The following is a 16097-nucleotide window of genomic DNA, read 5'->3' as shown; positions in this document are numbered from 1 at the left end:
CTGTCAGGGTCGTCCCAGGGCGCGCCAGCCGATGTCGCGCCGGCAGAACAGGTCAGGCGCCTCGATCGCATCCACTAGCGCATAGGCGCGGTCGCGCGCCTCTTGCAGGGTGGTGCCGCGGCCCGTGGCGCAGAGAACCCGGCCCCCCGCCGCCACCAGCCTTTCGTCGCGCAGGGCGGTACCGGCATGGAACACCATCTGAGCGGACGTCTCCGGCAGGCGATCCAGCCCCCGGATCGGTCCTCCCGCCTGCGGCTGTCCGGGATAGCCGCGCGCCGCCAGCACCACCGTCAGGGCGTGGTCATCGGCCCAGGTGACGGTGACGTCCCGCAGCCGCCCTTCGGCCGTCGCCTGGATCAGGTCCAGCATCTGTCCCCCCAGCCGCATGGCCAGCACCTGCGCCTCCGGATCGCCGAAGCGGACATTGTATTCGACCAGACGGGGCATGCCGTCCTCGACCATCAGACCCGCATAGAGGACCCCCTGGAAGGGGGTGCCGCGTCGGGCCATCTCGCGCAAGGTGGGCTCGATGATGGTGGCGAGCGCGCGCCGCTGAACGTCGTCGGTCAGTAGCGGTGCGGGGGAATAGGCCCCCATGCCCCCCGTGTTGGGGCCGACATCGCCCTCGCCCACGCGCTTGTGGTCTTGGGCGGTGCCGATGGGAAGGATGTCGGTGCCGTCGCACAGCACGAAGAACGATGCCTCCTCGCCGGGCAGGACCTTTTCGATGACGACGCGGGCAGCTTCGGCGGAAAAGGCGCTCTCCAGCGCGGCCTCCGCCTGGTCCAGCGTGGCGGCGACCGTCACACCCTTGCCGGCGGCGAGCCCGTCCGCCTTGACCACGATGGGCGCGCCCTCCGCCCGCACATGGGCGAGCGCCGCGTCCAGCCTGTCGAAGGCGGCCCAGGCAGCGGTGGGCGCTCCGCAGGCGTCGCAGATCGCCTTGGCAAAGGCCTTGGACGATTCGAGCCGTGCCGCTTCGGCCGAGGGTCCGAAGACGGCCAGCCCTGCGGCGCGCAACCGGTCGCCGATGCCGGCCGCAAGGGGCGCTTCCGGGCCCACGATCACCAGGTCCACCGCGGCCTCGTGGCAGAATTCCGCCACCGCATCCCCGTCCAGGGGGTCGATCGCGGCGCATTCGGCGATCGCGGCGATGCCGGGATTGCCGGGCGCCACGATCAGCCGGTCGCATTTGGGGTTCTGCTTGACCGCCCAGGCCAGCGCATGTTCCCGCCCGCCGCCGCCGAGGATCAGGATGTTCATCCGCGCCACTCCTGCTGCCGCGGGACCGGCTTGGCCCCCGTCGCCGCGCGTTCTAGGGTGCCGGTCCGCACCCCACAAGCGGCGAGGCGCCCATGACCCTTCTCGACGACGAGCCGCAGACCGGCGCCAACGTCCCGGAATGGCGGGTCTCTGACCTCGCGCAGGCGATCCGGCGGACGCTGGAGGGAGGCTTCTCCTTTGTCCGTGTCCGGGGCGAGGTGGGCCGGGTCACACGGGCCTCCTCGGGCCATCTCTACTTCGATCTCAAGGATGCCAACGCGGTCCTGTCCGCCGTGAGCTGGAAGGGGCAGGCCGCGCGCCTGACGGCCCGTCCCGAGGAGGGGCAGGAGGTCGTGGCGATCGGACGGCTGACGACCTTTCCGCCCCAGTCGCGCTACCAGATGGTGGTGGAGGACGTCATCCCCGCCGGGGCCGGCGCGTTGATGGCCCAGCTCGAGGCGCGTCGCCGCAAGCTGGCAGCCGAGGGCCTGTTCGATGTCGCCCGCAAGCGACCCATCCCGTTCCTGCCCCGGGTCATCGGCGTCGTGACCTCGCCGCAGGGTGCCGTGATCCGCGACATCCTCCACCGGCTGCGCGACCGGTTCCCGCGCGAGGTGCTGGTCTGGCCCGTGGCCGTGCAAGGCACGACCTGCGCGCCGGAGGTGGCAGCGGCCGTGCGCGGGTTCAACGCGCTCGCCCCGGGCGGGCGCATCCCGCGGCCGGACCTCATCATCGTCGCGCGCGGGGGAGGCTCCATCGAGGATCTGTGGGGGTTCAACGACGAGGCCGTGGTGCGCGCCGTCGCGGAATCGGCCATCCCCGTCATCTCGGCCGTCGGACACGAGACAGACACGACGCTGATCGATCATGCGGCCGACCTCAGGGCGCCGACGCCCACCGCGGCGGCCGAACTCGCCGTGCCCGTCCGGGCGGAACTCGCGGAGCGGATCGCGGGACATGGCGGACGGCTGCATCGCGGGTTGCGTCTGGCTCTCCGCCAGCGCCAGCAGCGTCTGGGCGATCTGGGCCGCGCCCTGCCGCGCGGCGAGGCGATTCTCGGCGCGGCCGGCCAGCGGCTCGACCTGCTCGCGCAGCGGCTGCCGGCCGCGCTCCGCCGCGCGGTGGCGAAGGGGCGCGTGCGCCTCGGGGAGGCCCGCGTGGGTCCCGCGATCCTGCGCCGGGCCCTGCACGACGGCAGACGCCGACTGGAGGAGGCGGATCGGGCGCTGCAGCCGGCGGCGGAGCGCAACGGCGCCGATGCGGCACGCCGGCTGGCCGTGCTCTCCGGCCGGTTCGACCTGGCCGCCGGCCGGTGGACCGTGGGCCGCACGGAGCGGCTGGCGGCGCTGGCTCCCCGGCTCGGCATCGCCGCGCGGCGCCAGATCGCCCTGAGCCGCACGTCCTTCGGCAGGGTGGGGAACTCCCTGATGCCCGGTCTCGTCCGCACGCTCCTGGAGCGTCGCGCCGCCCGCCTGGACGCGCTGGCGCGTCTCAACGAGACCCTGAGCCACCGGGCGACGCTGGCGCGCGGCTTTGCGCTGGTGCGGTCGGGCGACCGGGTGGTGACCAGCGCCGCGACGGCCGCGCGCGAGTCGCTTCTCGAGATCGAGTTCGCCGACGGCCGACTGTCCGTCGTGCCGCGCGGTCAGGCCCCGCGCCGCCGCGAGGCGACCTCGCCCGGTCAGGGCAGCCTGCTCTAGACGCCCACTCCGCCGCAGACCAGCGAGCCCGGCCGGTCCACCAGTTCGTAGAGGACCGAGGGTCCGCCGCCGCCCAGATAGACCGCCCGCAGGCCGTTGCCCTGGCGGAACACCTGCCAGCACTGGGTCTCGAACGGCGTGTCGTCGTAGACGAAGCAGATGGCCGGATCGTCGTTCGGTCCTTGCTGATACCACCGGCCCGACAGGCACTGGTCGTCCCCGATCCAGGCCCAGGTCACGCGACGGTTGGGGTGGTAGTGCTCGACCCCATACGCATCCGACCCTGCGGCACCGTAGGTGAGCGTGCGTCCCTCGACGAGCGATTCGAACTCCTCGGCCGTAAGGGGGCCGTCTTGGGCCGCGACAGGCAGCGCAGCCAGGAGGAGGGCGACAAGGATCGGGCGCATGGGGCGACCATAGGCGGGTCGCCTCCGCTGCGCCAGTCACCCTTGCGGGAGCATCCAGCGTCTGGCGCGACGATCCATCATGCGCCGCCAGAGGGGCGGGATCAGCGCGACCGTTCCCATGACCGGCAGGCTCCGCGGCAGACGCGGCGCATCCCGGTCCGAGGGCAGGGCGAGAACGGGATAGGCGCGGGACGGATGGGCATGATGGTCCGAGTGACGCGGTGCATTGAAGGTCAGCGCGGAGGAGGCGCGATGGGGGCTGTTCCATGAATGCCGCTCGTCCACCGGCTCGGGGCGGCCGTCGGGGCGCGTCCGGCGTCGCAGGCCGTAATGCTGCACGTAGTCGGTCAGCAGAAGCTGGCCCGAGGCGTGAAGGCCGATCAGCATCCAGACCGCCACGCCTGCAACGCCTCCCAGAAGCCATGCGAGCGCCCCCGCGCAGACGGTCGCGAGGACATAGCCGCCATAGGGATGCTGCCATGCCGCCCGTCCGGCCCGCCCGAGCCGCCGGCTCTCGGCCCGCCAGCCCTCGCGGAAGGACCCCCGCCAGGCCCGACCTGCGAACCGCCAGAACGACTGGCCGAGGGGCGCGCTGTTCGGGTCGCGGTCCGTGGCGACGTGGACATGGTGCACCAGCGGGTGAGCCGAGGCGTGATGCCCGAACAGAAGCGCCGCGTAATGGGCGATGCCGAGCCGCCGGAGCGCGCGTTGCGGCCGATGGATCAGTTCGTGGGCGCAGGCATTGCCGACCTGTCCGAGCCAGAGCCCGGCGGCCAGCACGAGCGCGCCAAGCGTCAGGGGGGAGAGCGTTCCGCCGCCGGCCGCCCGGACCACCAGCCCCAGAAGGACGAGCCCGCCGAGCGCCGTCACCGCCAGAAGCGCGTCCGACCCCGGATATTCCGCATCCGGCATCTCCGCAGGGGCCGCGGCCAGGACGCGGTCGAGCGCCGCGACCAGAAGGGTCATGGCTCCGAGCGCGAGCCACGGCCAGGGACCGCCCCAGACGGCACCCGCGAGCGCGAGGGCAAGGGGGCCGAGGGTGGCGGCGGCGAAGGCGGCCATGGATCTCCCGGAGACGACGGGGCGGCAGGCGCGTCGGCTTTGCATCGTCGCCCCGAGGCATTAGGTCAAGGGCGCACAACGCGGAGGCCGCATGTCCTTCTTCGGTAAGCTCAGGGAGCGCCTGTTCAAGTCCTCGTCCCGGCTGGAGGAAGGGCTGAACGACATCGTGGGAGAGGCCCCGCTCCCCTCGCCCGAGGCGGCGGCGGGGGCCGGTGCCCCGCCAGCTGCTGTCAGATCTGCCGCGTCGTCCGCCGCAGCCTCCGGCCCTGACGCTCTCCCGCCCTCCGGCCCTGACGCCTCCGCCCCGACCGGGCGGGGTCTGCTGGGGCGGCTGTTCGGCCGGCCTGCCGAGGCGGACCTGCCGCGCCGGGTGCTGGACGACGCCATGCTCGAGGAGATCGAGGACCTGCTCGTGGCCTCCGACATGGGGGTGGAGACGGCGCAGCGCGTCGTCGCCAACCTGGCCGAGGGGCGCATGGGCCGGCGCCTGTCGGTGCCCGAGATCAAGGGCCTGATCGCGGCCGAGGTGGCGCGGATCATGGAGGGCGTGGCGCGCCCCATGCCCCTGTTTCCGCGCCGGCCGCAGGTGGTTCTGGTCGTGGGCGTCAACGGCTCCGGCAAGACCACGACGATCGGCAAGCTCGCCGCGCAGTTCCGGGCCGCCGGCAAGTCGGTCGTGATCGCCGCCGGCGACACGTTCCGTGCGGCCGCGGTCGAGCAGCTCCAGGTCTGGGGAGAGCGCGCCGGGGTGCCGGTGCTGACCGCGCCGCAGGGCTCGGACCCCGCCAGCCTCGCCTTCGAGGCGATGGAGCGGGCGGGACGGGACGGGGCGGACCTTCTGCTGATCGACACGGCCGGGCGGCTGCAGAACCGGGCCGACCTGATGGAGGAACTGGCCAAGATCGTGCGCGTGATCCGCAAGAAGGACCCCTCGGCCCCGCACAACACGCTTCTGGTGCTCGATGCCACGACGGGGCAGAACGCGCTGAGCCAGGTCGAGACCTTCCGGCGCATGGCGGACGTGACCGGCCTCGTGATGACCAAGCTCGACGGGACGGCCAAGGGCGGCGTCCTGGTCGCGCTGGCCGACCGCTTCGGGCTGCCCATCCACGCGATCGGCGTGGGCGAGGGGATCGACGACCTCCAGCCCTTCGACCCGGAGGATTTCGCCCGCGCCCTGACCGGAGGGGATCTCGCGGCGGCCTAGTCGCTGCGGGGCGCGTGCGGCCGGTCGAACAGCCGCAGGACGAGCAGGACGAACAGCGTCAGCGCCGTCGCCAGCGCCGCGAGCGGCACCTGGCCCGCCCCGCTGGCCAGCCCGATCGCCCCGGCCAGCCAGAGCGAGGCGCCGGTGGTCACGTTCTGCACCCGTCCGTCCGCCCGGAAGATCAGCCCCGCCGCTAGAAAGGCCACGCCGGCCGTCACCGCCTCGATCAGGCCGAAGGGCTGGATGCGCACCTCTCCGCCGCCATAGTCGATCAGCGCGAGTTCCCGGCCCACCAGGATGAACAGGCACGCCGCCAGGCTGACGAGGACATGGGTCTTGATGCCTGCGGGCTTGGCCCGCCATTCCCGCTCGAACCCCACGCAGGCGCCCAGCACCACCGCGGAGACGAGGCGCAGCAGGGTGACGTCGAAGGGCACCGCGTCGAAACCGTAGAGGTCTCCGGCGATCGTGTCTTGCATCTGGCTCCGATCCGGGTTGGGGATGGCACGCTTCGTCCCTGCCGTGGAGTGTCACGAAAGCGTCATGGATTCCAAGCCCCCCACCGATCTTCGTCCCCGCGAGCAAGGCGTCCGCCCGCCTGTCAACCCGTGGTTGCGTCAGGCGCTGGAACTGGGGCCGACGATCCTGTTCTTCCTGCTCTACATGCGGATCAAGGACGACACCTTTGTCCTGGGCGGCACGGAATATTCCGGCTTCATCGTCGCCACGCTGGCCTTCGTGCCCGTCCTGCTGCTGGCCATGGCGGTGCTGTGGCGCCTGACCGGGCGGCTGGGGCGGATGCAGGTCTTCACCGCGGCGATGGTGGTGCTGTTCGGCGCGCTGACCGCCTGGTTCAACGACGAGAGCTTCTTCAAGATGAAGACGACGATCGTCTACGGCACGCTGGCCGCGCTTCTGGGGGCGGGGCTTCTGTGGGGCCGCTCCACCCTCGAATGGGTGATGGGAGAGATGCTTCCCATGCGGCACGAGGGCTGGATGATCCTGACCCGGCGCCTGGCGGCCGTGTTCGTCGCGCTGGCCGTCGCCAACGAGGCGATCTGGCGCACCCAGAGCACCGAGCTGTGGGTGACGCTCGAGACCTTTGCCTTTCCGGCCGCGCTGATGCTGTTCCTGTGGGTGCAGATCATGCGCCTGCAGCCCTACATGATCGAGGAGGAGGCCGAGGAGGCGCGCTAGCGCCGGCCGAACAGCACCTCGCGCGCCCGCGCGTCGAGGGGGCCCGGCGCCCGCGCCTCGGCCGCGACCGCAAGGCCCCGCGCGACGGCCGGGCGCGCCTCCATCGCCGCGAGCCACCGCGCCATGTGGGGCTTGTCGTCCAGGGTCTGCTCCTGCCGGGACCAGCCGCGGGCCCAGGGAAAGATCGCGAAGTCGGCGATCGTCGGCTCCTCGGTGGCGACAAAGGCGCCCGTGCGGGCGAGCTGGCGGTCGAGCACGCCGTAGAGGCGCGCGACCTCCGAGCGGTAGCGGTCCTGCGCATAGGGCAGGACCTGCGGCGGCTCCATCTGGGGGGCGTAGCGCAGGAAGTGGTTGGCCTGTCCCGCCATGGGACCGAGCCCGCCCATCTGCCACATCAGCCACTGGTCCACCGCGATGCGCTCGCGCTCGGTCCGGCCGCAGAAGGTGCCGGTCTTGCGGGCGAGGTATTGCAGGATCGCGCCCGATTCGAAGATCGAGACCGGTGCGCCGTCCGGCCCTTCGGGGTCCACGATGGCGGGCATCCGGTTGTTGGGCGCGATCTCGAGGAAGTCCGGGCGGAACTGGTCGCCCTGGCCGATGTCCACCAGATGCACCTCGTAGGGCAGGCCCATTTCCTCCAGCGCGATGGTGATCTTGTGGCCGTTCGGGGTGGGCCAGTAGTGAAGCGCGATCGGTGCGGGCATGGGGACTCGTCTCCTGTGTGCCGGGGCTGCCGCACGGGAGACCCGCACCGCCCGCGACAGGCCGGCTCCGGCCTGCCACAGCGGGGTGTCCGGCGCAAGGAAGGGCGCCCCTGGCGTGCGGCAGCCGCATGGGAGACGTCCCGGTGGGCTCGGGCGACGGAACCCGACGGAGCGTTGCGCCGGCCGGGTCGTTCAGGGATGCGAGACGGCCGGCGGCAGGGCGGCCGCCGATCGGCCGGGGCGGGGTGAAGCCGGCAGCGGCGCGGCCGCGCACAGCAGCGACCAGGGCGTGGCGTCCGGCTCGAGCAGGATCGAACGGTAGAGGCGCCAGATCCCGGGGCGCAGGTAGCCCGACCAGTGGCAGATCGCGCGCGAGGGGGGCGGGATGCGCCAGCCCGCGCGAGCCAGGGCCCCGAGTGTCGCCGGGCAGTCCAGCGGCAGGTCGAGCCAGCCCGGCGCGCGGACGTCCCCCCCCGAGAGCCGCGGCCCCTGCCAGGGCAGGGCTGCGCGCAGCACCCAGTCGAAGGGGCGGTTCTCGGCCCCCGTGACGTTGACGATCTCGGCCGTCCGGCCCGATGGGCTTTGCGCCAGGGCCAGCGCCTCGGCGCGCGAGAGCGCGGCGGCCAAGAGGATCGCGCGCCGCACCGATCCCGGGGGCAGCCGCATCATCGCGGCGGCGGCCACGCGCGCGCCCAGCGAATGGGCGAGAAGCCCGACCGGGCGGCCGGGGTCCAGCCGCCGCACCAGCGCGAGGTGCTGCGCCAGCGCCGCCCCGGCCTCCGCCGCGCGGGCATGCGCCCGCCAGAGCGAGCCCTTGGCGTCCCAGCCGAAGCCGAGCGCCAGCCCCGCCTGTCCGCCCAGTCCCAGGCGCCGGGGCCAGGACACCGCGCCCCAGAGGCTGCGGTCCGGGCTGAGCGACAGGATGTGGCGGAACGGGTCGTCCGGGCCGGCGCCGGGGCGGAAGCGGTAGCCGTGCACCAGCGCCACGACCGGCGCCCCCGGCGGCAGCACCGCCAGCGCGCGGGCGAGCGCGCCCGGGTCGGGGGGGTCTGTCTCGGTCGTGGCGAGCAGCATGGTCGGGCGGCCCTCCTGCCTCGGCCGCCCCGTAGCTTCCTTGTCTCACAACCCGGTGACGGCACGGTGACGATGCGGTGACAGCCGCGCTTGACGGGACCGGAAGGGGCCGCCATAGCCCCGCCGCGGCCGGAGGGGCGGAGGCGATCGGGGGGCGGCGATGGACCGTTGGAGCAAGCGCACGCGCGCCGTGCAGGCCGGCATCCGGCGCAGCCGGTTCGGCGAGATGAGCGAGGCCATCTTCCTCACGCAGGGCTTCGCCTACGGGAGCGCCGAGGAAGCGGAGGCGCGCTTTCTCGAGGCGGGGCCGGACGAATTCATCTATGCCCGCTACGGCAACCCCACCACGGCCATGTTCGAATCCCGCATGGCCGCGATCGAGGGGACGGAGGACGCGTTCGCCACCGCCTCGGGGATGGCGGCGGTGTCGGGGGCGCTCCTCGGCGTCGTGCGGGCGGGCGACCGGGTCGTGGCGGCGCGGGCGCTGTTCGGATCGTGCCTCTACGTGCTCGAGGAGGTGCTGCCGCGCTTCGGGGTGGAGACCGTGTTCGTGGACGGCACGGACATGGACCAGTGGGCCGAGGCGGTGACGCCCGGCACGCGCGCGGTGTTCTTCGAGACCGTCTCCAACCCCACGCTCGAGGTGGTGGACATCGCCGCCGTCGCAGGGATCGCGCGGGAAGCGGGCGCGCTCGTGCTCGCCGACAACGTGTTCGCCACGCCCGTCTTCTCGCGCGCGGCCGAGCTGGGCGCGGACGTGGTGATCTATTCCACGACCAAGCATGTGGACGGGCAGGGGCGCGCGCTGGGGGGCGTGGTGCTGGGGAGCCGGGCCTTCGTGCGCCGGACGCTCGAGCCCTTCATGAAGCATACCGGGGGGGCCATGTCGCCCTTCACGGCCTGGCTGATGCTGAAGGGCCTCGAGACGATGGACCTGCGGGTGCGGGCGCAGGCGGAGACGGCGCTGACGCTGGCCCGCGCGCTGGAGGAGCGGGGGGTGCGGGTCCTCTATCCCGGCCTGCCGAGCCATCCCCAGCACGCGCTGGCCCTGGCGCAGACGGGGTCGGGGGGGACGGTGCTGTCCTTCGACCTCGGCTCGCGCGAGCGGGCGTTCGCGTTCCTGAACGCCCTGCGGATCGTGACCATCTCGAACAATCTCGGGGATGCGAAGTCCATTGCCACGCATCCCGCGACCACCACCCATCAGCGGCTGCCGCAGGACCAGAAGGACCGGCTGGGCATCGGGCCGGGGCTGGTGCGGCTGTCCTGCGGGCTGGAGGCGCCCGAGGACCTGCTGGCCGACGTGACGGAGGCGCTGGACGGGTTGCCGTGATCCGGCTTGCGGGGCGGGGCGTAACCCCCGCATCGTTGCAGGGCCGTCGCCGCGACACCACATGACGGCCCTGCCTGCCGCGCCGAGGGGACCGGAGCCATGAACCTGCATTCGCCCGACCTGGAGCGGGACCTGACGCGCGCCGAGGCGGAGGAGGCGCTGGCCGCCCTGCGCCGCTGGGCCTCGCGCGCGACGCCCGAGGAGATCGCCGATCTCGAGCCCGCGCTGGCGCGGCTGCTGCCGGGGCGGGAGGTGGCCAACTACCCGGACCTGCGCCGGACCTATCCCGAGGATTTCGCGCCCGACGCGGCCTATCGCGCGGGGCTGCCGGACCTGCAGAACGGCCCCGCCTCGCTGATCCGCGGCGCGCGGGCGGCGATCCAGCATGTCGGCATCTCGGGCTTCCGGCTGCCCATCCGGTTCCGCCGGCGCGACGGGGGCGAGGTGGTGCTCGAGACCGCGATCACCGGGACGGTGAGCCTGGAGGCCGGCAAGAAGGGCATCAACATGAGCCGGCTGATGCGCAGCTTCTACCGCTTTGCGGGCGAGGAGTTTTCCTTTGCCGTGATGGAGCGGGCGATCGAGGCCTACAAGGCCGATCTGGGGTCCTGCGACGCGCGGCTGCAGATGCGGTTCCGGTTCCCCATGCTCGTCCCCTCGCTGCGGTCGGGGCTGGAGGGGTGGCAGTACTACGCGGTCGCGCTGGAACTGGCCGAGCGGGAGGGGGTGCGCAAGAAGATCTTCCACCTCGACTACGTCTATTCCTCCACCTGCCCCTGCTCGCTCGAACTGGCCGAGCATGCGCGGCAGGCGCGCGGCCAGCTCGCGGTGCCCCATGCCCAGCGCTCGGTCGCGCGGCTGTCGCTGGAGGTGCTGCCGGGGCCGCGGCTGTGGTTCGAGGACCTGGTGGAGATGTGCCGCCGCGCGCTGCCCACCGAGACGCAGGTGATGGTCAAGCGCGAGGACGAGCAGGCCTTCGGCGAGCTGAACGCGGCCCATCCCGTCTTCGTGGAGGATGCCGCGCGCCTCTTTGCGGCCGAACTCCTCGCGGACCGGCGGGTGGGCGATTTCCGCGTGGTGGCGAGCCATCAGGAAAGCCTGCACAGCCACGACGCGGTGAGCGTGCTGGTGGAGGGAGAGACGTTCCGGGCCGAGAGCCTCGACCCGCATCTGTTCGGGTCGCTGGTCCATGTGCCCTGATCCTGCTGCGGTGGATGGGGGCAGGATCGCGCAGACAGGTTAACGAGGCGTTACGGCACCGCGCGCAGGGGGCGCGGATCGCGCAACGGGGTTGACCGTGGCGCGGGAGCCGCGCGAATCGGGGGGTCAGGCTGCCGCCATCATCTCCTTGGTGGCGCTGAGGCGCAGGGCGGGGAAGTCGCGGCCGATGCGGTCGATGTCCCATTGCAGGCGCGTCAGGAACACCGTGTCGCCGTCGTGGTCGTGGGCGATGTGGCCCTTGTTCTTCGCCACCATCTCCTCCACGGCCTCGGGCGGGCCCGAGACCCAGCGGGCGGAGGTGAACTGCGTGCCCTCGAACCGGACGGGCAGGCCGTATTCCCCCTCGATCCGGGAGGCGAGCACGTCGAACTGGAGCGCGCCGACGACGCCGACGATGTGGCCCGAGCCGACGAGGGGCTTGAACACCTTGGCCGCGCCCTCCTCGGCGAACTGCATGAGCGCCTTCTCGAGATGCTTGGCCTTCATCGGGTCGCCGGGGCGGACGGCCTGGAGGAGTTCGGGGGCAAAGGAGGGGATGCCGGTCACGCGCAGCGCCTCGCCCTCGGTCAGGGTGTCGCCGATCCTGAGCTGGCCGTGATTGGGGATGCCGATGATGTCGCCGGCCCAGGCCTCCTCGGCCAGCGCGCGGTCGGAGGCGAGGAACAGGACCGGCGCGGAGACGGTGATCGGCTTGCCCGCGCGGACGTGGTGGAGCTTCATGCCGCGCTGGAAGTGGCCCGAGGCGAGCCGGACAAAGGCCACGCGGTCGCGGTGGCGGGGGTCCATGTTGGCCTGGACCTTGAACACGAAGCCCGTCACCGCCGGCTCCTCGGGGGCGATCATGCGGGGGGTGGCGCGCTGGGGCTGGGGCTCGGGGCCGTAGGCGCCGATGCCATCCATCAGTTCGCGCACGCCGAAGGTGTTGATGGCGGAGCCGAACCAGATCGGCGTGAGGTGCCCCTCGAGCACCGCCTTGCGGTCGAAGGGGGGCAGGAGGCCGCGCGCCATCTCCACCTCCTCGCGCAGCTTGTCCAGCAGGTCGGGGGGAACGTGGGCCGCGATGCGGGGGTCGTCGAGGCCGTCGATCCGGATCGACTCGGCCACGCGGTTGCGGTCGGCGCGGTCCATGATCTCGAGCCGCTCGCGCAGGAGATCGTAGGCCCCGAGGAAGTCTCGCCCCATGCCGATGGGCCAGGAGGCGGGGGTCACGTCGATGGCGAGCGACTCCTGGATCTCCGAGATGATCTCGAAGGTGTCGCGGCTCTCGCGGTCCATCTTGTTGCAGAAGGTGAGGATGGGCAGGTCGCGCAGGCGGCAGACCTCGAAGAGCTTGCGGGTCTGGCTCTCCACCCCCTTGGCGCCGTCGATGACCATGACGGCGGCGTCCACGGCCGTGAGCGTGCGGTAGGTGTCCTCGCTGAAGTCGGAGTGGCCGGGCGTGTCCACGAGGTTGAAGCGCCAGTCGCGGTAGTCGAAGGACATGGCCGAGGCGGAGACGGAGATGCCGCGCTCCTTCTCCATCTGGAGGAAGTCCGAGCGGGTGCGGCGCGCCTCGCCCTTGGCGCGGACCTGGCCGGCCATCTGGATGGCCCCCCCGAGCAGGAGGAACTTCTCGGTGAGCGTGGTCTTGCCGGCGTCGGGATGCGAGATGATCGCGAAGGTCCGGCGGCGCGTTATCTCGGCAGGAAGGGGGGCGCGGTTCGTCATGGCGCGCCCTTCTAGGCGGGGCGGGCCCGTTCGGCAATGCGCCGCGGCGGCGCCCCCGGAGAGGAGAGAGGCGGCCATGGGCCTGTGGACGAGTCGAGGACGGTGGATGGTGGCGGCCGCGGCCGCGCTGGCGGTGGCGGCGGGCTGCTCGTCGCGTGAGCGGGACGTGCTCGCGCGGTCGGGCGAGAGGCTGCAGGAGGCCGGGGCGCTGGCGGACCGGGTGGGGCGGCTGCCCGTGACGGATGCGGCGGCGCTGCCCCGGACGGGGACGGCGCGCTATGACGGCTTCGCGGCGCTGCGGCTGGAGCCGCCGACGTCGGGGCCGGGCGGGGGGGCGAGCGTGGTCGGCCGCGCCGACCTGCGCGCCGATTTCGGCCGCAACACGATCGGGGGCGAACTCAACGACTTCATCGGCGTGGTGGACGGCCGGCCGGTGACGGATTTCTCGGGCTCGCTCGCCGTGACGGAGGGCCGCATCGCGCGGGGGCCTGCGACCGGCTGGCAGGCGGATGTGGAGGGCCGGCTGCGCGGCGGCCGGGATCGCATCAGCGTGGACGGCGACCTGATCGGGGTGTTCCACACGGACGGCCGCCGGCCCGCGGCCGCCGTGAGCGCGATCACCGGGCCGCGCACGGACCTGCGGCTGAACGGCCAGCGCCGCGAGGGCGGCATCGTCGTCTCTGCCGAGCGTCCGCGCTGAGCATCAGGCTTGCCAGCCGGCCCGGCCGCGCGCCTGATGGCGGCGCGCGGTCGGGGAGGCGGAGATGATTCGGTCGTGGATGGCGGCGGCCCTGCTGGCTGCGGCAGGGTGCAGCGGGGCGAGCGTCGGCATGGATCCCGCGGAGCGGTATGCCGACCTGGCCGATCGCAACGCGGCCATGGCGCGGCGGGTGAACGCGGAGCCCGTCACGGGGCTTCTCGACATGCCGGTGACGGGGGCGGCGCGCTATGACGGCCATGCGGTGCTGGCCATGGGCGCCGGGAACCAGACCAGGCTGATCGGAGATGCCGCGCTTGTGGCCGAGTTCGGGCTGGACCGGATCAGCGGCACGGTGGGCAACATGGTGGGCTCGCTCGACGGTGGCGCGATCCAGGCGCTGGACGGCGAATTGCGCATCCGCAACGGCGACCTGCGCGCCGGCTCGCCCAGCCGGTTCACGGCCGACATCGCCGGGGTGCTGACGGGTCGCGAGAGCGGGGTCGTGGGAGTGGACGGCTCCATCTTCGGCAATTTCCGCGGCCGGTCGGCGGGTGTGCCGCCCGCGCTCAACGCTGCGCAGGGGGCGGGCACGCGCTTCACGCTGGACGGGCGGACGCAGCCGGGTCTTCTGGGGATCGTGGCCGAGCGGCGCTGAGGCGCGCGTCTCAGCGGGCGGAGGAGGCGCGGCGCAGCAATTCGGCCATGTCCGCCCCCGGCAGCAGGTTCTCGGCCACCTCGTAGGCGAGATGGCGCCGCGGACCGTGCGGACGCGCGCCCATGGGCAGGCCCGCGCAGGTGCGCAGGTCCACCAGGAGCGATTCGGCCGCGATCCCCTCGGCGAAGACGATCTGGTGGTCGTCGAACAGGAGCTGGAAATAGTCCACGAAGCCGCCTTCGCGGATCTGGACGCTGTCGCCGTTGACGAGGTGGCGGACGCGCACCAGCACCTCGGCGCGGCCGGCGCCGAGACGGTCCTCGCGCTGCCAGACGAAGATGCGGTGGTCCGGCGCTAGGACGAGGTCGCCTGCGTTGTGAAGCGCGCCCGCGCGGATGACGACCGGCGCGAAGGCCCCCGTCGCGCGCACCGTCCGGCAGCCGATCCAGCGCAGCGGCTGGGGCCCGTCGTCGCGCGTGAGCACCCGGTCTCCGGGGCGGAGATCCTCCACCGGGACCTGCGCGCCGGAGGCGAGCGCGATGCGCGTGCCGCGCGCAAAGGAGGCCGAGGCGAGTTCGGCCAGGCGTGCGGTGGCGGCGTGACGGTCGATCCCGACCAGGCGGTGCTCCGATCCCGGCTCGGCCCCGGCGAGCGGCAGGGCGTGGATCGCGGCCACGGCGTCGTTCTCGACCTCGACGAGGACCAGCATCTCCCACAGCCGGCCGTCCGCGGCCGCGAGGGTCAGCGCGCAGTCGAGATGGACGGCATGGCCCGTCTGCCCCGTCTCGGAGCCGGGCGCCACGGTCATCCGGCCCGCAGCGTCGAGCGCGACCCGCAGCTTGCGCGGCGCCGCGTCCGGCACGAGGCGGTAGAGGTCGTCGGGCACCAGGTCGTCGGCGATGCCCAGCGCCTCGCCGCGCGCGACGCCCCACACGACGACGAACGCCTCGGCCGGCAGGACGGCCAGGGTCTCGACCGTGGGCGACGGGGCGGGGGTCATGGAGGGCGACGGCCGATCGGGGTTGCACAGCCGCGACACGCTAGGATCATGCCGGGGCAGGGTCAACGCGGAGGACAGGCATGGATCTGGGGATCGCCGGGCGGCGGGCGGTGGTGACGGGCGCCTCGCGCGGGTTGGGGCGGGGCTGCGCCGAGGCGCTGGCGGCCGAGGGGGTGCATCTGGTCCTGGCCGCGCGGGGCCGCGAGGCGCTGGAGGAGGCAGCCGCGGCGATCCGCGCCGCCCACGGCGTCCCGGTGACGGCGGTGGCCGCGGACGTGACCGCGGCGGAGGGGAGGCAGAGGCTGATCGAGGCGGCCGGCGAGGCCGACATCCTCGTGACCAATGCGGGCGGGCCGCCGCCGGGCGCGTGGCACGAGTTCGGGCGCGAGGACCTGCTCGCCGCGCTCGAGGCCAACATGCTGTCCGCGGTGGCGCTCGCGGGCGCGTTCCTGCCGGGCATGTGCGCGCGCGGCTGGGGAAGGGTGGTCAACATCACCTCCTCGGCCGTGCGCGCGCCCAGCCGGTCGCTGGGGCTGTCCACGGCGGCGCGGATGGGCCTGACGGGCTGGGTCGCCGCCGTCGCCCGCGAGGTGGCGGGGCAGGGGGTGACGATCAACAACCTCCTGCCCGGAAGCCACGAGACGGACCGGATCGTGGCGCTGGACCGCGCCGCCGCAGAGCGCGAGGGCCTCAGCCTGGAGGCGGTGCAGGCCCGGCGGCGGGCGGAGATCCCGGCCGGGCGCTACGGCACGCCGGCCGAGTTCGGGGCGGCCTGCGCCTTCCTGTGCTCGGTCCGGGCGGGCTACATCGTCGGGCAGAACCTGCTGGTGGACGGGGGGGCGACCGCGCTCACGCTGTGACGGGTTG

General features: G+C 73.2%; 16 protein-coding genes. 8 read left to right on the top strand and 8 right to left on the bottom strand.

Annotation, left to right across the window (positions count from 1 at the left end):
• Nucleotides 1-3: 3 nt before the first annotated feature.
• Nucleotides 4-1263 (bottom strand): phosphoribosylamine--glycine ligase, encoded by a 1260-nt coding sequence (gene purD / locus GT358_RS06270; RefSeq protein ID WP_166581743.1) that lies wholly within the window; start codon nt 1261-1263, stop codon nt 4-6.
• 92 nt (nt 1264-1355) lie between these two features.
• Here purD and xseA point away from each other — a divergent pair, with 92 nt between their 5' ends.
• The gene (gene xseA / locus GT358_RS06265) at nt 1356-2963 is read left to right on the top strand and encodes an exodeoxyribonuclease VII large subunit (RefSeq protein WP_166581742.1); all 1608 of its coding nucleotides are present in this window, start codon (nt 1356-1358) and stop codon (nt 2961-2963) included.
• Here the strand turns inward: xseA and GT358_RS06260 are convergent.
• The gene (locus GT358_RS06260) at nt 2960-3370 is read right to left on the bottom strand and encodes a hypothetical protein (RefSeq protein ID WP_166581741.1); all 411 of its coding nucleotides are present in this window, start codon (nt 3368-3370) and stop codon (nt 2960-2962) included. The genes xseA and GT358_RS06260 overlap by 4 nt on opposite strands.
• 36 nt (nt 3371-3406) lie before the next feature.
• A complete protein-coding gene (locus GT358_RS06255) occupies nt 3407-4432 on the bottom strand; it encodes an alkane 1-monooxygenase (RefSeq protein WP_166581740.1) in 1026 nt (341 codons plus the stop codon).
• Nucleotides 4433-4523: 91 nt separating this feature from the next.
• On the opposite strand from GT358_RS06255, the gene ftsY reads away from it, so the two are divergent.
• On the top strand, nt 4524-5639 hold the full coding sequence (gene ftsY, locus GT358_RS06250) for a signal recognition particle-docking protein FtsY (protein ID WP_166581739.1): 1116 nt from the start codon (nt 4524-4526) through the stop codon (nt 5637-5639).
• Here the strand turns inward: ftsY and GT358_RS06245 are convergent.
• Nucleotides 5636-6118, bottom strand: coding sequence for an MgtC/SapB family protein (locus GT358_RS06245; protein WP_166581738.1), 483 nt, complete (start codon nt 6116-6118; stop codon nt 5636-5638). The genes ftsY and GT358_RS06245 overlap by 4 nt on opposite strands.
• Nucleotides 6119-6182: 64 nt before the next feature.
• Between GT358_RS06245 and GT358_RS06240 the strand changes: the two genes are divergently transcribed.
• A complete protein-coding gene (locus tag GT358_RS06240) occupies nt 6183-6836 on the top strand; it encodes an inner membrane-spanning protein YciB (protein ID WP_166582027.1) in 654 nt (217 codons plus the stop codon).
• Here GT358_RS06240 and GT358_RS06235 read toward each other — a convergent pair.
• Complete coding sequence (locus GT358_RS06235) at nt 6833-7540, bottom strand: glutathione S-transferase N-terminal domain-containing protein (protein ID WP_166581737.1); 708 nt, start codon at nt 7538-7540, stop codon at nt 6833-6835. The genes GT358_RS06240 and GT358_RS06235 overlap by 4 nt on opposite strands.
• A gap of 192 nt (nt 7541-7732) precedes the next feature.
• Nucleotides 7733-8614, bottom strand: coding sequence for a hypothetical protein (locus GT358_RS06230; protein WP_166581736.1), 882 nt, complete (start codon nt 8612-8614; stop codon nt 7733-7735).
• 160 nt (nt 8615-8774) lie between these two features.
• Between GT358_RS06230 and metZ the strand changes: the two genes are divergently transcribed.
• Nucleotides 8775-9947, top strand: coding sequence for an O-succinylhomoserine sulfhydrylase (gene metZ, locus GT358_RS06225; protein WP_166581735.1), 1173 nt, complete (start codon nt 8775-8777; stop codon nt 9945-9947).
• Nucleotides 9948-10046: 99 nt separating this feature from the next.
• Entirely contained in the window at nt 10047-11147 is a 1101-nt protein-coding gene (folE2, locus tag GT358_RS06220) for a GTP cyclohydrolase FolE2 (protein ID WP_166581734.1), read from the top strand.
• 126 nt (nt 11148-11273) lie between these two features.
• Here the strand turns inward: folE2 and GT358_RS06215 are convergent, their stop codons facing one another.
• Nucleotides 11274-12875, bottom strand: a complete 1602-nt coding sequence (locus GT358_RS06215; RefSeq protein WP_166581733.1) for a peptide chain release factor 3 — start codon at nt 12873-12875, stop codon at nt 11274-11276.
• A gap of 76 nt (nt 12876-12951) precedes the next feature.
• On the opposite strand from GT358_RS06215, the gene GT358_RS06210 reads away from it, so the two are divergent.
• Both GT358_RS06210 and GT358_RS06205 read left to right on the top strand, forming a co-directional pair.
• Nucleotides 12952-13575, top strand: coding sequence for a hypothetical protein (locus GT358_RS06210; RefSeq protein WP_166581732.1), 624 nt, complete (start codon nt 12952-12954; stop codon nt 13573-13575).
• A 64-nt stretch (nt 13576-13639) separates the two neighbouring features.
• A complete protein-coding gene (locus GT358_RS06205; RefSeq protein ID WP_166581731.1) occupies nt 13640-14230 on the top strand; it encodes a hypothetical protein in 591 nt (196 codons plus the stop codon).
• A gap of 10 nt (nt 14231-14240) precedes the next feature.
• Here GT358_RS06205 and GT358_RS06200 read toward each other — a convergent pair whose 3' ends face one another.
• Complete coding sequence (locus tag GT358_RS06200) at nt 14241-15230, bottom strand: Hint domain-containing protein (RefSeq protein WP_166581730.1); 990 nt, start codon at nt 15228-15230, stop codon at nt 14241-14243.
• 80 nt (nt 15231-15310) lie between these two features.
• On the opposite strand from GT358_RS06200, the gene GT358_RS06195 reads away from it, so the two are divergent.
• Nucleotides 15311-16090: an SDR family oxidoreductase gene (locus GT358_RS06195; RefSeq protein WP_166581729.1), complete on the top strand. Its 780-nt coding sequence runs from the start codon at nt 15311-15313 to the stop codon at nt 16088-16090.
• Nucleotides 16091-16097: the final 7 nt, after the last annotated feature.

Origin of the sequence: Rubellimicrobium sp. CFH 75288 (genome assembly GCF_009904055.1) — a bacterium.
Lineage (GTDB): Bacteria > Pseudomonadota > Alphaproteobacteria > Rhodobacterales > Rhodobacteraceae > Rubellimicrobium.
This window is presented reverse-complemented; position numbering and strand designations above follow the sequence as displayed.

What these genes read in the sequence shown, in the direction of transcription:
- purD (WP_166581743.1), bottom strand. Translation starts at nt 1,263, where the DNA reads ATGAACATCCTGATCCTCGGCGGCGGCGGGCGGGAACATGCGCTGGCC.
- xseA (WP_166581742.1), top strand. Translation starts at nt 1,356, where the DNA reads ATGACCCTTCTCGACGACGAGCCGCAGACCGGCGCCAACGTCCCGGAA.
- GT358_RS06260 (WP_166581741.1), bottom strand. Translation starts at nt 3,370, where the DNA reads ATGCGCCCGATCCTTGTCGCCCTCCTCCTGGCTGCGCTGCCTGTCGCG.
- GT358_RS06255 (WP_166581740.1), bottom strand. Translation starts at nt 4,432, where the DNA reads ATGGCCGCCTTCGCCGCCGCCACCCTCGGCCCCCTTGCCCTCGCGCTC.
- ftsY (WP_166581739.1), top strand. Translation starts at nt 4,524, where the DNA reads ATGTCCTTCTTCGGTAAGCTCAGGGAGCGCCTGTTCAAGTCCTCGTCC.
- GT358_RS06245 (WP_166581738.1), bottom strand. Translation starts at nt 6,118, where the DNA reads ATGCAAGACACGATCGCCGGAGACCTCTACGGTTTCGACGCGGTGCCC.
- GT358_RS06240 (WP_166582027.1), top strand. Translation starts at nt 6,183, where the DNA reads ATGGATTCCAAGCCCCCCACCGATCTTCGTCCCCGCGAGCAAGGCGTC.
- GT358_RS06235 (WP_166581737.1), bottom strand. Translation starts at nt 7,540, where the DNA reads ATGCCCGCACCGATCGCGCTTCACTACTGGCCCACCCCGAACGGCCAC.
- GT358_RS06230 (WP_166581736.1), bottom strand. Translation starts at nt 8,614, where the DNA reads ATGCTGCTCGCCACGACCGAGACAGACCCCCCCGACCCGGGCGCGCTC.
- metZ (WP_166581735.1), top strand. Translation starts at nt 8,775, where the DNA reads ATGGACCGTTGGAGCAAGCGCACGCGCGCCGTGCAGGCCGGCATCCGG.
- folE2 (WP_166581734.1), top strand. Translation starts at nt 10,047, where the DNA reads ATGAACCTGCATTCGCCCGACCTGGAGCGGGACCTGACGCGCGCCGAG.
- GT358_RS06215 (WP_166581733.1), bottom strand. Translation starts at nt 12,875, where the DNA reads ATGACGAACCGCGCCCCCCTTCCTGCCGAGATAACGCGCCGCCGGACC.
- GT358_RS06210 (WP_166581732.1), top strand. Translation starts at nt 12,952, where the DNA reads ATGGGCCTGTGGACGAGTCGAGGACGGTGGATGGTGGCGGCCGCGGCC.
- GT358_RS06205 (WP_166581731.1), top strand. Translation starts at nt 13,640, where the DNA reads ATGATTCGGTCGTGGATGGCGGCGGCCCTGCTGGCTGCGGCAGGGTGC.
- GT358_RS06200 (WP_166581730.1), bottom strand. Translation starts at nt 15,230, where the DNA reads ATGACCCCCGCCCCGTCGCCCACGGTCGAGACCCTGGCCGTCCTGCCG.
- GT358_RS06195 (WP_166581729.1), top strand. Translation starts at nt 15,311, where the DNA reads ATGGATCTGGGGATCGCCGGGCGGCGGGCGGTGGTGACGGGCGCCTCG.